The organism is Streptomyces sp. NPDC088147, from assembly GCF_044741565.1.
Taxonomy (GTDB): Bacteria; Actinomycetota; Actinomycetes; order Streptomycetales; family Streptomycetaceae; genus Streptomyces.
On the sequence record NZ_JBIUSY010000009.1, the window covers coordinates 204,126 to 218,284 of the forward strand.

The 14,159-nt window shown below is 70.5% G+C and carries 12 protein-coding genes; 3 read left to right on the plus strand and 9 right to left on the minus strand.

Annotated features, from left to right (window positions below; all coding sequences use genetic code 11):
- Positions 1–315 precede the first annotated feature (315 nt).
- Together ACIOGX_RS29805 and ACIOGX_RS29810 are read right to left on the minus strand one after the other, a co-directional pair.
- Positions 316–1,404 carry a branched-chain amino acid aminotransferase gene (locus tag ACIOGX_RS29805; protein ID WP_356511313.1) on the minus strand — a complete coding sequence of 363 codons (1,089 nt, stop codon included), beginning with the start codon at positions 1,402–1,404 and terminating at the stop codon, positions 316–318.
- A 226-nt stretch (positions 1,405–1,630) separates the two neighbouring features.
- Positions 1,631–2,680: a 3-isopropylmalate dehydrogenase gene (locus ACIOGX_RS29810; RefSeq protein WP_129771525.1), complete on the minus strand. Its 1,050-nt coding sequence runs from the start codon at positions 2,678–2,680 to the stop codon at positions 1,631–1,633.
- A gap of 128 nt (positions 2,681–2,808) precedes the next feature.
- On the opposite strand from ACIOGX_RS29810, the gene ACIOGX_RS29815 reads away from it, so the two are divergent.
- On the plus strand, positions 2,809–4,386 hold the full coding sequence (locus ACIOGX_RS29815) for a purple acid phosphatase family protein (RefSeq protein ID WP_401917725.1): 1,578 nt from the start codon (positions 2,809–2,811) through the stop codon (positions 4,384–4,386).
- A gap of 80 nt (positions 4,387–4,466) precedes the next feature.
- Here the strand turns inward: ACIOGX_RS29815 and ACIOGX_RS29820 are convergent, their stop codons facing one another.
- Together ACIOGX_RS29820 and ACIOGX_RS29825 are read right to left on the minus strand one after the other, a co-directional pair.
- On the minus strand, positions 4,467–4,598 hold the full coding sequence (locus ACIOGX_RS29820) for a hypothetical protein (RefSeq protein WP_106982032.1): 132 nt from the start codon (positions 4,596–4,598) through the stop codon (positions 4,467–4,469).
- 296 nt (positions 4,599–4,894) lie between these two features.
- Positions 4,895–5,455 (minus strand): GNAT family N-acetyltransferase, encoded by a 561-nt coding sequence (locus ACIOGX_RS29825; RefSeq protein ID WP_401917727.1) that lies wholly within the window; start codon positions 5,453–5,455, stop codon positions 4,895–4,897.
- A 108-nt stretch (positions 5,456–5,563) separates the two neighbouring features.
- Here ACIOGX_RS29825 and ACIOGX_RS29830 point away from each other — a divergent pair, with 108 nt between their 5' ends.
- Positions 5,564–6,403, plus strand: coding sequence for a DUF1206 domain-containing protein (locus tag ACIOGX_RS29830; protein WP_356511306.1), 840 nt, complete (start codon positions 5,564–5,566; stop codon positions 6,401–6,403).
- Positions 6,404–6,476: 73 nt separating this feature from the next.
- Here the strand turns inward: ACIOGX_RS29830 and pruA are convergent, their stop codons facing one another.
- Both pruA and ACIOGX_RS29840 read right to left on the minus strand, forming a co-directional pair.
- Positions 6,477–8,108: an L-glutamate gamma-semialdehyde dehydrogenase gene (gene pruA, locus ACIOGX_RS29835; protein WP_356511304.1), complete on the minus strand. Its 1,632-nt coding sequence runs from the start codon at positions 8,106–8,108 to the stop codon at positions 6,477–6,479.
- A 57-nt stretch (positions 8,109–8,165) separates the two neighbouring features.
- Positions 8,166–9,092, minus strand: coding sequence for a proline dehydrogenase family protein (locus ACIOGX_RS29840; RefSeq protein WP_401917729.1), 927 nt, complete (start codon positions 9,090–9,092; stop codon positions 8,166–8,168).
- 209 nt (positions 9,093–9,301) lie between these two features.
- Between ACIOGX_RS29840 and ACIOGX_RS29845 the strand changes: the two genes are divergently transcribed.
- Entirely contained in the window at positions 9,302–10,591 is a 1,290-nt protein-coding gene (locus tag ACIOGX_RS29845) for a PucR family transcriptional regulator (RefSeq protein ID WP_401917731.1), read from the plus strand.
- Positions 10,592–10,629: 38 nt separating this feature from the next.
- On the opposite strand, the gene serA is transcribed toward ACIOGX_RS29845, so the two are convergent.
- The 3 genes from serA to ilvN all read right to left on the minus strand — a co-directional run bounded on the left by serA (position 10,630) and on the right by ilvN (position 14,150).
- Positions 10,630–12,222: a phosphoglycerate dehydrogenase gene (serA, locus tag ACIOGX_RS29850; protein WP_356511298.1), complete on the minus strand. Its 1,593-nt coding sequence runs from the start codon at positions 12,220–12,222 to the stop codon at positions 10,630–10,632.
- Between the two features lie 240 nt (positions 12,223–12,462).
- Positions 12,463–13,464, minus strand: a complete 1,002-nt coding sequence (gene ilvC, locus ACIOGX_RS29855; RefSeq protein ID WP_030351816.1) for a ketol-acid reductoisomerase — start codon at positions 13,462–13,464, stop codon at positions 12,463–12,465.
- Positions 13,465–13,625: 161 nt separating this feature from the next.
- A complete protein-coding gene (ilvN, locus tag ACIOGX_RS29860; protein ID WP_030351817.1) occupies positions 13,626–14,150 on the minus strand; it encodes an acetolactate synthase small subunit in 525 nt (174 codons plus the stop codon).
- Positions 14,151–14,159 lie beyond the last annotated feature (9 nt).

A 14,159-nucleotide genomic window follows, 5' to 3' on the forward strand; every position in this document is an offset into this window, starting at 1 on the left:
GCCTCTCTCCGGCGATGATGGGGCCGGAAAACGAAAAAACCTCTCGCGGGTGCGAGAGGTCTGCGCGCGGGTCTGGGGCACGGTGGCCGCGCCGTACATGGTGGTACGAGGCGATCACTGCGGACCGGCGCGCCTGCTGCCAATAATCGTGGCGAACGAGAGCACAGAGCGATTTTTGCATGTCTGGCGCGCGGGGGAAGGCCCGTCTCACGATGCGGTCAGGACAGATGAGCGGTGTGTGACGACGGTGTGCCATGGGACAGCCGCCGAGACCCGCGCCCGGGGCCTCGGCGGCCGTTCTCGGGGCAGGGGCCGTCAGCCCAGCTCGTGCATCCAGCCGTGGGGGTCGGCCGCCCGGCCCGTCTGGATGTCCAGCAGGGCCTCGCGCAGCCTCAGCGTGACCTCGCCCGGCTCGCCGCCGGACTGGGTCCACTCGCCGCCTGTGGACTTGACCACACCGACCGGGGTGATCACCGCGGCCGTACCGCAGGCGAAGACCTCGGTGAGGGTCCCGTTCTCGGTGTCGCGGCGCCAGTCCTCCTTGGAGATCCGGCCCTCCTCGGAGCTGTAGCCGAGGTCGGCCGCCAGCCGCAGCAGCGAGTCACGGGTGATGCCCGCCAGCAGGGAGCCGGTCAGCTCGGGGGTGACGATGCGGTCGCCGTACACGAAGTACAGATTCATCCCGCCCAGTTCCTCGACCCAGCGGTGCTCCACCGCGTCCAGGTAGACCACCTGCTCGCAGCCCTTCTGCGCCGCCTCGGCCTGGGCGAGCAGGGACGCCGCGTAGTTGCCGCCGGTCTTGGCGAAGCCGATGCCGCCGGGCACCGCGCGGACGTAGTTCTCCGAGAGCCAGACCGAGACCGGCTTCACCCCGCCGGGGAAGTACGCGCCGGCGGGCGAGGCGATGACCAGGAACAGATACTCGTTCGCCGGCCGGACGCCGAGCCCGACCTCGGTGGCGATCATGAACGGGCGCAGATAGAGGGAGGCCTCCCCGCCGTGCGCGGGCACCCACCCCTTGTCCTGCTGGACCAGCGCGTCGCACGCGGCGATGAAGGTCTCGACGGGCAGCTCCGGCATGGCGAGCCGGCGGGCCGAGACCCGGAAGCGCTCGGCGTTGGCCTCGGGCCGGAAGGTGGCGACCGAGCCGTCGGGGCGGCGGTAGGCCTTGAGCCCCTCGAAGATCTCCTGCGCGTAGTGCAGGGTCATGTTCGCCGGGTCGAGTGAGAGGGGCCCGTACGGGACGAGCTGCGCGTCGTGCCAGCCGCGTCCCTCCGTCCACCGGATCGTCACCATGTTGTCGGTGAAGTGGCGGCCGAACCCCGGGTTGGCCAGGATCGCCTCGCGCTCCGCGTCGGACAGCGGGTTCGAGGAGGGCTTGAGTTCGATCGTGGGCGTGGTCATGAATACTCGTCCTTCACCGGTTGATGTGACGGACCGCGTTCACGTCGCTACGACTACTAGGACGTCCGAGCATTCCCGCGTGCGCGGCCCACGGCGATTATCGCGCGGGTCGGGACGGATGCATGAAACGGGGTGAAAGCGGCCCTTGGATGATGGTGGCACCCGGAGGCCGCAAAAGAACAGCCGCCGGGCTCCGAAGACCCGGCGGCTGTGAGGAGTCGACGGGTCAGCTCGCTACTCGTACGGCGAGCGCGTCACCGATCTGGTCGGTCGTACGCGCGGTGGCCGCCGTACCGTCACGCCCGGCGAGATCGGCCGCGACGGCCTCCTCCACCCGGACGGCCTCGGCGTCGAAGCCGAGGTGTCGCAGCAGCAGGGCGACGGAGAGGATGGTGGCCGTGGGGTCGGCCTTCCCCTGGCCCGCGATGTCCGGCGCCGACCCGTGGACCGGCTCGAACATGGACGGGAACGTACGGTCCGGATTGATGTTCGCGGACGCGGCCAGGCCGATACCGCCGGTCACGGCGGCGGCCAGGTCGGTGAGGATGTCACCGAAGAGGTTGTCGGTGACGATCACGTCGAAGCGGTCGGGCTGGGTGACGAAGAAGATCGTCGCGGCGTCGACATGCAGATAGTCGGTGGCGACGTCGGGGTACTCCTGGCCCACGCGGTCGAAGATGTTCTTCCACATGTGGCCGGCGTAGACGAGGACGTTGTTCTTGTGGACCAGCGTCAGCTTCTTGCGCGGACGGGAGTTGGCGCGCTCGTACGCGTCACGGACGACCCGCTCCACGCCGTACGCCGTATTGAGACTCACCTCGGTGGCCACCTCGGCGGGCGTGCCCGTGCGCAGCGAGCCTCCGTTGCCGGTGTACGGGCCCTCGGTGCCCTCACGGACGACGACGAAGTCGATGTCCGGGCGGCCCGCCAGCGGCGTGGCCGTGTTGGGGAAGAGCTTCGACGGCCGCAGGTTCACGTAGTGGTCGAAGGCGAAGCGCAGCTTGAGCAGCAGTCCGCGCTCCAGGACGCCGGACGGCACGGTCGGGTCGCCGATCGCGCCGAGCAGGATCGCGTCATGTCCCTTGAGGGCCTCCAGCTCCGCGTCCGGGAGGGTCTCCCCGGTGCGGTGCCAGCGGCTCGCGCCGAGGTCGTACTCCTTGGTCTCCAGCTTCACATCCTGGGGAAGGACCGCGCGCAGGACCTTCAGGCCCTGGGCCACGACCTCCTGACCGATGCCGTCACCGGGGATCACTGCGAGATTGAGGCTGCGAGACATGGGGGCACCCTACCCCTCGTCCCAGTGCATGACATCGCGTGTCCATTCTGTGGACAGATGGCGAATCGGTCGTCAACTGGACGCCCGCGATACATGCATCCGCCACCCATTGGTGTCACGGTCGGCACATGGAAACTCCCCGCGTCGGGATTCCCGACCCTCTCGCCTCCCGTATGACCATGCCGGAGCAGCACGCGTACCTGCGCGAAAAGATCGGCCGACGCGGCCTGCTGCGGGCGGGCACGTTCGCCGCCGGGACGGTGGCGGGCGCCGGCCTGCTCGGCTCCAGCGCCGCCACCGCGGGCGGCACCACGGCCACCGCGCCCGCCTTCCTGCCGTCGTCGGCCGCCGTACGGGTCGACGGATCGCTGGTGGCCCCGTTCGGCCGGCACCTGGCCTTCGGCGCCGACCCGAGGACCACGATGTCCGTCTCGTGGCAGGTGCCGTTCGCGGTGCGGAACCCCTACGTCCGGGTGGGCCTGAAGCCCTGGGACCTGAGCCAGCGGATCACGGCGGAGGTGCGCTCGCTGCACACCCCGTCGCTGTCGGCCGCGCTGCCCGCGGTGGACCAGTACTACCTGCATGTCCCGCTGGAGCGGCTGCGCCCCGGGACGACCTACTACTACGGCGTGGGCCACGAGGGCTTCGACCCGGCGGACGCGCGCAACCTGGGCACGGTCGGTACGTTCCGTACCGCCCCGGCGCGCGCCGAGTCGTTCGTCTTCACCGCCTTCGGCGACCAGGGCGTCTCCTACGACGCCCTCGCCAACGACCAGGTGATCCTGGGCCAGAACCCGGCCTTCCATCTGCACGCCGGGGACATCTGCTACGCGGACAGCAGCGGCCAGGGGCTGCCCGCGGACACCTACGACGCGCGGGTCTGGGACCAGTTCCTGGCCCAGACCGAGTCGGTGGCCTCGCGGGTGCCGTGGATGGTGACCACCGGCAACCACGACATGGAGGCCTGGTACTCCCCCGACGGGTACGGCGGCCAGAACGCGCGCTGGTCCCTGCCGGGCGGCGGGCTCGACCCGGTGAAGTCGCCGGGCGTCTACTCGTTCCGGTACGGCAATGTCGGCGTGGTCGCCCTCGACGCGAACGATGTCTCCCACGAGATCCGGGCCAACGCCGGTTACACCGACGGCGCCCAGACGCGCTGGCTGGACCGGCGGCTCGGCGAGCTGCGCGCGGACGAGGACGTCGACTTCATCGTGGTGTTCTTCCACCACTGCGCCTTCTCGACCACGAACGCCCATGCCTCGGACGGCGGGGTGCGCGACGCGTGGGTGCCGCTCTTCGACAAGCACCGCGTCGATCTGGTCGTCAACGGCCACAACCATGTGTACGAGCGCACCGACGCGCTGCGCGGCGGCGTCGTCGGACGCCGGGTGCCGGTCGGCGAGTCTGTCAGTTCGGTACGCGACGGCATCGTGTACGTCACGGCGGGCGGCGCGGGCAAGGCGCTGTACGACTTCCCGGTGCCGGACAGCTACGAGGGCCATGTCGCCGAGGTCGAGAGCGTGCCGTCGTACCACTGGGAGCGGGGCGGCGCCAAGGTCACCGAGACCGTGGAGTGGTCGCGCGTGCGCTACACCGGGTTCTCGTTCCTCGCCGTCGAGGTGACGACGGGGCACCGCCCGGCGCTGAAGGTCTCCGCGCTCGCCGAGAGCGGCGAGCGCGTGGACCACTTCACCATCACGCGCTGACTCCCGCGCCGGCCGGTGGCCGGCGCGGATCAGTGACCGGCGCGGGTCAGTGGCCGGCGCGAGTCAGTGAACGGCGCGGGTCAGTGGCCGGTCGAGCCGCCGTTGTCCCTGCGGTCGAGAGCACGCTGGAGGGCGGCGGCGGCGTTCTTGCGGTCGGATTCGCTGGTGCGGGAGGTGTGACGGACGCGGCGGCGGACAGTCGTCTCGGCCATGATGATCGACTCCTTGGAATAGCTGAGCCACGCGGCGGAACCGCGGGGTGCGTCAGCGCTGCCTGAAGGGGCGCGGCCGGAAGGGGCGGGGGCATACGCGACAGGGGTTGCCTGTGTGCGGGCGCGTGCCAACAACCGCCATTCGCTGGATCGAGCGAGACGTTCGGCTCATTCCAAGCTAAGCGAGGATCGGCGCTCTGTCCCCACGATTACTCGGACTTCCTACTATCTGAGACGGTGATCACTCCGACCTGCGGAAATCCCCCGTGGGCCCGCGAAGATCCACCGGACGCGCCCTACATCACATCGCCGTCGCGCCAGTCGAAGACCAGCGCCGTGCCGTCCCCGGGGGACGCCGGTCCCGGGAGGGGCCGTCCCGCCGCCGCACGCAGATACGTGGAGCCCTCCTCGTCCGGCAGCCGGACCACTCCCCCGGGCGCCAGCACCTCGATCCGGTGCGGCCAGGGCCGCCAGCCGCGCGCCCGGTAGAGCCGCGCCCCGTCCTCCGAGGCGGAGAGCGCCCCGGCGTCGTACGCGCCGTCGATCACGCGCTCCAGCGCCTCCATCACCCGGTCGCCGAGACCCCGTCTGCGCCGGTCGGCCCGTACGCCCACGGCCTCGACGTAGCCGACGCGGTAGGAGCGGCCGTCGTGCAGCATCCGGCGCTGGACCACACTGCCGTGCGCGAGGAGCGTGCCGTCCGGGTCCCGTACGAGGGCGTGCACACCGCCGAGCCCGTGGTCCCAGTCCTCGTCGGAGAACCCGCCGTCGAAGGCGGCGTCCAACAGGGCGCGGATCTCGGCGAGTTCGGCTCGGGACAGCTCGAAGGTGTGGGCGGTGCGCAGGATTTCGGTCATACGCGCCACTCTCCCAGGACCCGGCCGCCGCCGCGCGTCCCCGGCGCACGCCACGGGGCCCGCTGTTTCCCGGCGGAGGGCCGGGGCAGTCGAGCAGCGGAGGCCCACATGAACGTACACACGGCGTCACTCAACGGACGAGGCAAGGCGCGAAAGGCGGCGAACAGCCAGGCCATGGACGGGGCGGCCCGCTGGGGCTTCGCCGCGCGCGGGGTGATCTATCTGCTCATCGGCGTGCTCGCGCTCCGGGTCGCGTTCGGCGGTGGCGGCCAGGAGGCCGACCGCGGCGGCGCGCTGGCGGAGATCGCGGGGCAGCCATGGGGTGTCGTCCTCCTCTGGGCCCTGGGCATCGGGCTGGCGGGCATGGCGCTCTGGCGGCTCTCCGAGGCGCTGTTCGGCGCGGCGGGACCCGACGGCCACAAGACGCACAAGCGGCTGCTGTCGGCGGGACGGGCGGTCTTCTACGGATTCGTCGCCTACTCCGTGCTGGCCTTCGCCGCCGGTGACAAGGGCAGCGGCAGCGGGTCCGGTGACCGTCAGTCGCGGGATGTCACCGCCAAGGCGCTGGAACTGCCGGGCGGGCAGTGGATCGTGGGGGCCGCCGGGGTGGGCATCGCCGCCGCGGGGCTCTGGGTCGGTGCCCGCGCGGTGCTGCGGAAGTACCACAAGCATCTGAAGCTCGGCCGGATGTCCCGCGGGGCACGGCGGTTCCTCGATGTGACCGGCGTCGCGGGCGGGGCCGCGCGGGGCGTTCTCTTCACCGCCCTGGGGGTGTTCGTCGTCCAGGCGGCCGTCGCGTACGAGCCGGACAAGGCCAAGGGGGTCGACGACACCCTGCGCTCCTTCACCGACACCCCGGCGGGGCCCTGGCTGCTCGCGGTGGTCGCGGTGGGGCTGGCGCTGTTCGGGATCTTCTCGTTCATGATGGCCCGCTGGCGCAGGGTCTGACGCTCCGGGCATGGAGCCGCCCCCGTACCGGCGAAGGGGGGTTGCCGGTACGGGGGCGGAGTTCGCGGGGCCGTCAGCCCATGTGCGGGTAGCGGTAGTCGGTCGGCGGGACCAGCGTCTCCTTGATGGCGCGGGTCAGTGTCCAGCGCATCAGGTTCTGCGGGGCGCCCGCCTTGTCGTTCGTACCGGACGCGCGGCCACCGCCGAAGGGCTGCTGGCCGACGACGGCGCCGGTCGACTTGTCGTTGATGTAGAAGTTGCCCGCCGCGTAGCGCAGCTTCTCCATCGCGTCGGCCGCGGCGGCGCGGTCACCGGCGATGATCGAGCCGGTCAGGGCGTACGCCGAGACGGACTCCATCTGCGCGAGGACCGTCTCGTAGTCGGCGTCGTCGTACACGTGCACCGCGAGGATCGGGCCGAAGTACTCGGTCGTGAAGACCTCGTTCTCGGGGTCGGTGCAGGCGATGACGGTCGGCCTGACGAAGTAGCCGACGGAGTCGTCGTACGTACCGCCCGCGACGATCGTGCACGTCGGGTCGGCGGCGGCGCGGTCGATGGCGGCCTTGTTCTTGGCGAAGGCGCGCTCGTCGATGACGGCGCCGATGAAGTTCGAGAGGTCGGTGACATCGCCCATGGCGATCCCGTCGACCTCGGTCGCGAACTCCTCCTCGAACCCGTCGTTCCAGATCGACGCCGGGACGTAGGCGCGCGAGGAGGCGGAGCACTTCTGGCCCTGGTACTCGAAGGAGCCCCGGGTCAGCGCCGTCTTGAGGACCGCGCGGTCGGCGCTCGGGTGGGCGACGACGAAGTCCTTGCCGCCGGTCTCGCCGACGATCCGCGGGTAGGAGCGGTACGTCTCGATGTTGTTGCCGACGGTCTTCCACAGGTGCTGGAAGGTCCTGGTCGAGCCGGTGAAGTGAATGCCCGCCAGGTCGCGGTGGTTCAGGGCCACCTCGGAGACGGCGATGCCGTCGCCCGTCACCAGGTTGATGACGCCCTTGGGCAGGCCGGCCTCCTCCAGCAGCTCCATCAGCAGCACGGCGGCGAGGGTCTGCGTCGGGGACGGCTTCCAGACCACGACATTGCCCATGAGCGCGGGCGCGGTCGGCAGGTTGCCCGCGATCGCCGTGAAGTTGAACGGGGTGATCGCGTAGACGAACCCTTCGAGCGGCCGGTGGTCGAGCCGGTTCCAGACGCCGGGCGAGTTGGCCGGCGGCTGCTCGGCGAGCAGGTCGCGGGCGTACTTGACGTTGAAGCGCCAGAAGTCGACCAGCTCGCAGGGGGTGTCGATCTCGGCCTGCTGGGCGGTCTTCGACTGGCCGAGCATGGTCGCGGCGGCCAGCGTCTCGCGCCACGGTCCCGCGAGCAGTTCGGCGGCGCGCAGGATGATCGCGGCGCGGTCGTCGAAGGACATGGCGCGCCAGCCGGGGGCGGCGGCGAGGGCGGCGTCGATCGCGTCGCGCGCGTCCTGCTGGGTGGCGCCCGCGAACGTACCGAGCACGGCCCGGTGGTTGTGCGGCTGTACGACGTCGACGCGCTCGCCCCCGCCCATCCGCTTCTCGCCGCCGATCGTCATCGGCAGATCGACGGGGTTCTCGGCCAGCTCCTTGAGCTTGACCTCAAGACGGGCCAGCTCCGGGGAGCCCGGGGCGTAGCCGTGCACCGGCTCGTTGACCGGCGCGGGAACCTGGGTCACAGCGTCCATGAGTGCCGAATCTCCTTCATCAGTAGGTCAGGGGCGGTCGGTTTCGGTGGCGGCGGTTCAGCCGCGGCTGACCAGCGAACGCAGGAAGAACGCGAGGTTGGCGGGGCGCTCGGCGAGGCGGCGCATGAAATACCCGTACCAGTCGGTGCCGTACGCGATGTAGACACGCATCCGGTGTCCCTCGGCGGCCAGCCGGTCCTGCTCGGCCTCCCGGATGCCGTACAGCATCTGGAACTCGTACTCATCGAGCTTACGTCCGGCGCGGCGGGCGAGGTGCTGGGCGATCGCGATCAGGCGCGGGTCGTGGGAGCCGACCATCGGGTAGCCGCCGCCGTTCATCAGGATCCCGAGGCAGCGGACATACGCCCGGTCGACCTCTCTCTTGTCCTGGTACGCGACGGACGCGGGCTCCTTGTAGGCGCCCTTGACGAGCCGCACGCGCGAGCCGGCCTCGGCGAGCCTCCGGCAGTCCTCCTCGGTGCGGAAGAGGTACGACTGGACGACCGCGCCGGTCTGCGGGAAGCGCTCGCGCAGCTCGCCGTGGATGGCGAGCGTCGAGTCGATGGTGGTGTGGTCCTCCATGTCGAGGGTGACCGTGGTGCCGATCTCGGCGGCGGCCTCGACGACGGCGGTGACGTTCTTCAGCGCGAGGTCGTGTCCGCCGGGCAGGGCCTGCCCGAAGGAGGAGAGCTTGACCGACATCTCGGCGCGGGCGCCCAGCTCCAGCGGGGCGAGGGCCTCGATCAGCTCCAGATACGCGTCCCGGGCGGCCAGCGCCTCGGTCGGGTCGGAGATGTCCTCGCCGAGGACGTCGAGGGTGATCTCCAGACCGCGGCCGGCCATGTTCTTGATCACCGGGACCGTCTCCTGGACCGACTCACCGGCGATGAAACGGTTCACCACGGGCTTGGTGACCGGGGCGGCCGAGACGACACGGCGCATTCCGTCGCTCCGCGACGCGGCGAGGATCACGGGACCCAGCACGGGGCACCTCCACGGTGAGATCGAGAGAGCCGTCACCGAACGACCGAACCTCCGCCGAACATCAGCGAAACAGAATCGATCAGTTCAGTACAGCAAGGAGAACCACTGTGAAATTTAAGGACCGGTCCGTTCCGCAGCCATCGACAGCTGTCACGCATCCGTGGCCCGGATCTCAGACATATGTCTGAAAGCAGTGGGAGAATGTCCGGGTGAAGGACGATTATCAGGAGCTGGTCGACGAGATCTCGGCGCTGCTCGGTGTCCCCGCGACGCTGGAGAACCGGGACTTCGGACTGATCGCCTTCGGTGCGCACGACAGCGAGGACGACACGGCCATGGACCCGGTCAGGACGCGTTCGATCCTGACCAGGAAGTCCACCCCGGCGGTCCGCGCCTGGTTCGAGGGCTTCGGCATCACCCGCGCGACGGAACCGGTCCGTATCCCCGCCGCCCCGGACGCGGGCGTCTTCCGGGGCCGGATCTGTCTGCCCGTACGGCACCGGGGCACGGTGCTCGGCTATGTCTGGCTGCTCGACGACTCCGATCCGGGGCCGAGCGCCTCCCGGCTCGCGGCGGCCATGGAGGTGACCTCGCGGATCGGCGATCTGCTCGCCGACGAGGTGCGGGCGGGCGCGGATCTGGCCCGCGAGCTGCGCGCCGTGCTGACGGCGGAGCCGGGCTGGCAGCGGGACATGGCGCTGGGCGCGCTGCGCGCCGCGCTGGGGCCGAGCGCGGACGGACCGCATGTGGTGCTCTGCGTGGCGCCCTGGCGCGGTGAGGAACCACGGGTACGGGCGGTGCCGGGGACGGCGGCGCTGTGCACACTGCCGTACGGGGCGGTGGCCGGGGGCCGCCCGGCGACGGTCCCGGCGGCCGGCCCGGCGGCCGGGCGCCCGAACGGCTCGTCGACGGGCGCGACGACCGGCCGAGGAAGCCGCTCGGGGACCGTGAGCCCGGGGGACGGCCGGGGGAACGGCTCGGGGAGCGGCCCGGGTGAGGCGGACACGCTCGCTCTGCTCGTACGGCTCCGCTCACCGGACGCGCTCGCGCCCGTCCTCGCGGCCGTCGCCCGGCTGTGCGAGGACGCGGGCCCGGGGGCCGCCGCCGGTTCCTGCGCGCCGCGCCGCGGTCTGGCCGAGCTGCCCGCGGCCTGGCGGGAGGCGGTCTCGGCGGCCCGTGCCTCGGTGGCCCAGCCCCGTTTCGGCCCGGTGGCGCGGTGGACGTCGATCGGCCCGTACCGTCTGCTGACCGCGCTCCCCACCGAGCCCGACCCCGTGATCCGGCCGCTGCTCGACCCCGTACACACCGAACTGGCCCACACCGCCGAGGTGTTCCTCGACCATGCGGGCCAGGCGGGGCGTACGGCGTCGGCTCTCGGCATCCACCGTCAGACGCTCTACTACCGGCTCTCCCGGATCGAGCAGCTGACCGGTCTGGAGCTGGACGACGGCGAGGACCGGCTGCTTCTCCATATGGCCCTGAAGGCGACCCGGCTCTGACGCACGGGCCGGGCGCGGACAGGACCCGGGCGGTCGGATCAGTCGGTCAGATCCACCGAGCGCGCCGAGGCCGCGCCGATCTCCTCCGAGATCTCCGCCAGCACGGCCGGCGGTACGTTGTCGTCGACGGTGAGCACGACGAGCGCCTCGCCGCCCTCCTCCGCCCGCGAGACCTGCATCCCCGCGATGTTGAGCCCGGCCTCGCCGAGGATCCGGCCGACCGTGCCGACCACGCCGGGGCGGTCCTCGTAGCGCAGCACGATCATGTGCTCGGCCAGCGCCAGCTCCACGTCGTACTCACCGATCGCGACGATCTTCTGGAGGTTCTTGGGCCCGGCCAGCGTGCCGGAGACCGAGACCTCCTCGCCACCGGAGAGCGTGCCGCGCACGGTCACCACATTGCGGTGGTTCGGGGACTCGCTCGACGTGGTCAGCCGGACCTCGACGCCACGCTCCTGCGCGAACAGCGGCGCGTTGACATACGACACGGTCTCGGCGACGACATCCTCGAACACGCCCTTGAGCGCGGACAGTTCGAGCACCTTCACATCGTGCTGGGTGATCTCGCCGTACACCTCGACATCGAGCCGGACCGCGACCTCGCCCGCGAGGGCGGTGAAGATCCGGCCGAGCTTCTCGGCGAGCGGCAGCCCCGGGCGTACGTCCTCGGCGATGACCCCGCCCTGGACGTTGACCGCGTCCGGCACCAACTCGCCCGCGAGCGCGAGCCGTACGGACCTGGCGACCGCGATGCCCGCCTTCTCCTGGGCCTCGTCGGTGGACGCGCCGAGGTGCGGCGTGCAGACGACCTGGTCGAACTGGAAGAGCGGGGAGTCCGTACAGGGCTCCTTGGAGTACACGTCCAGACCGGCGCCGGCGACCCGGCCCTCCTTGAGCGCGGAGGCGAGCGCCTCCTCGTCCACGATCCCGCCGCGCGCGGCGTTCACGATCCGCACCGTCGGCTTGACCTTGTGCAGCGCCTCGTCGCCGATCAGACCGAGCGTCTCGGGGGTCTTCGGCAGGTGCACGGTGATGAAGTCGGAGACTTCCAGCAGCTCGTCCAGCGTCAGCAGCTTGACGCCCATCTGCGCGGCGCGGGCCGGCTGCACATAGGGGTCGTACGCGACGATCTTCATACCGAAGGCGGACATGCGCTGGGCCACCAGCACGCCGATGCGGCCGAGGCCGACCACGCCCAGCGTCTTCTCGCTCAGCTCGACGCCCGTGTACTTGGAGCGCTTCCACTCGCCGTTCTTGAGGGCGGTGTTGGCCTGCGGGATATTGCGCGCGGTGGCGACCAGCAGACCGCAGGCCAGCTCGGCGGCGGTGACGATGTTCGAGGTCGGCGCGTTCACGACCATCACGCCTGCCTTGGTGGCGGCGGAGACATCCACGTTGTCGAGGCCGACGCCGGCACGGGCGACCACCCTCAGCTTGCCCGCGGCGGCGATGGCCTCCGCGTCGACCTTGGTCGCGGAGCGCACCAGGATCGCGTCCACGCCGACGATGGCGGGCAGCAGCTCCGCGCGGTCGGCGCCGTTGCAGTGCCGGATCTCGAAGTCCGGACCGAGCGCGTCGACGGTGGCGGGCGAAAGCTCTTCGGCGATGAGTACGACAGGTTTCGAGCTCACGTGAGTCCTCACAAGTCCCATAGCGGACGGCCGTCCCGACGGCCGCATGCGGTGGAGGGTTCTGGCCGCGTGGAAGACGCACGACGCTGTGGGCCTGACGCGTATGTGCTGAGCAGTCTAGTGCTGTCACCGGGGCGTTTTCCGCCCCGGCGGCAGGATCACCCGTACGTGCGGTCCCGCGTCGGCGTTCCGTACGGGCGGCCCCGGCTCATCCCTGGCCGGGGCCGCCCGCGCGCGGTGTTACGCGTCCTCGTTGTCGACCCAGCTCATGAGCTTGCGCAGCTCGGCGCCGGTGGTGGCGAGCAGGCTGTCGCTGTCGGCCTTCTTGTACTCGTTGTACTTCTTCAGACCGCCGTGGTACTCCTCCATCCAGTTCTTGGCGAAGGTGCCGTCCTGGATCTCGGCCAGGATCTTCTTCATCTCGACCTTGGTCTGGTCGGTGATGACGCGCGGGCCGCTGACGTAGTCGCCCCACTCGGCGGTCTCGGAGACCGACCAGCGCATCTTCTCCAGGCCGCCCTCGTACATCAGGTCCACGATCAGCTTCAGCTCGTGGAGGCACTCGAAGTACGCGATCTCCGGCTGGTAGCCGGCCTCGGTCAGCGTCTCGAAGCCCGCCTTGACCAGCGCGGCGGTGCCGCCGCAGAGCACGGCCTGCTCACCGAACAGGTCGGTCTCGGTCTCCTCGGTGAAGGTCGTCTTGATGACGCCGGCGCGGGTGCCGCCGATGCCCTTCGCGTACGAGAGGGCCAGCGCGAAGGCGCTGCCGGAGAAGTCCTGCTCGACGGCCGCGATGCACGGCACGCCGCGGCCCTCCTCGTACTGGCGGCGGACCAGGTGGCCGGGGCCCTTGGGGGCGACCATCGCGACATCGACATTGGCCGGCGGCTTGATGAAGCCGTAGCGGATGTTGAGGCCGTGGCCGAAGAACAGCGCGTCGCCGTCCTTCAGGTTGTCCTTGATGGACTCCTCGTAGACCTGGCCCTGGATCGGGTCCGGCACCAGGATCATGATGACGTCGGCCTCGGCGGCGGCCTCGGCGGGCGTCACCACGCGCAGGCCCTGCTCCTCGGCCTTGGCCTTGGACTTGGAGCCCTCGTGCAGACCGACCCGGACGTCGACACCCGAGTCACGCAGCGACAGCGCGTGGGCGTGGCCCTGGCTGCCGTAGCCGATGACCGCGACCTTGCGGTTCTGGATGATGGACAGGTCGGCGTCGTCGTCGTAGAACAGCTCGGCCACTGGGTCTTCTCCTTGGTGTGCGCTGCTTGGGGTGCGGGCGGCTTTGAAAATGTCGCAGCTCGCGTCCCACCCACCGTACGGCGGGACGGTCGCTGCGGTCTCCCGGTCTCGCCATACGAGCGGAACCGGACGGGGTGTGCGTACGGGCGGGGACGGGGAGGTTACGCGCTGCGGTCGAGTGCGCGCAGGCTGCGGTCGGTGATGGACCGCGCGCCACGTCCTATGGCGATCGTGCCGGACTGCACCAGCTCCTTGATGCCGTACTGCTCCAGCATCTTCAGCATGGCGTCGAGCTTGTCGCTCGATCCCGTGGCCTCGATCGTGACGGCCTCGGGTGAGACGTCCACGGTCTTGGCGCGGAACAGCTGGACGATCTCGACGATCTGGGAACGGGTCTCGTTGTCGGCGCGGACCTTCACCAGGACGAGCTCGCGCTGGATCGCGGCGCCGGGCTCGAGTTCGACGATCTTCAGGACGTTCACCAGCTTGTTGAGCTGCTTCGTCACCTGCTCCAGGGGCAGTTCCTCGACATTGACCACGATGGTGATGCGGGAGATGTCGGGGTGCTCGGTGACACCGACGGCGAGCGAGTCGATGTTGAAACCGCGGCGGGAGAACAGCGCGGCGATCCGGGCGAGGATGCCGGGGGTGTTCTCCACCAGAACGGAGAGCGTGTGCCTGGTCATGTGTCGGTC

What these genes read in the sequence shown, in the direction of transcription:
- ACIOGX_RS29830 (WP_356511306.1), top strand. Translation starts at nt 5,564, where the DNA reads ATGAACGTACACACGGCGTCACTCAACGGACGAGGCAAGGCGCGAAAG.
- ACIOGX_RS29815 (WP_401917725.1), top strand. Translation starts at nt 2,809, where the DNA reads ATGGAAACTCCCCGCGTCGGGATTCCCGACCCTCTCGCCTCCCGTATG.
- ACIOGX_RS29810 (WP_129771525.1), bottom strand. Translation starts at nt 2,680, where the DNA reads ATGTCTCGCAGCCTCAATCTCGCAGTGATCCCCGGTGACGGCATCGGT.
- pruA (WP_356511304.1), bottom strand. Translation starts at nt 8,108, where the DNA reads ATGGACGCTGTGACCCAGGTTCCCGCGCCGGTCAACGAGCCGGTGCAC.
- ACIOGX_RS29825 (WP_401917727.1), bottom strand. Translation starts at nt 5,455, where the DNA reads ATGACCGAAATCCTGCGCACCGCCCACACCTTCGAGCTGTCCCGAGCC.
- ACIOGX_RS29820 (WP_106982032.1), bottom strand. Translation starts at nt 4,598, where the DNA reads ATGGCCGAGACGACTGTCCGCCGCCGCGTCCGTCACACCTCCCGCACC.
- ACIOGX_RS29805 (WP_356511313.1), bottom strand. Translation starts at nt 1,404, where the DNA reads ATGACCACGCCCACGATCGAACTCAAGCCCTCCTCGAACCCGCTGTCC.
- ilvN (WP_030351817.1), bottom strand. Translation starts at nt 14,150, where the DNA reads ATGACCAGGCACACGCTCTCCGTTCTGGTGGAGAACACCCCCGGCATC.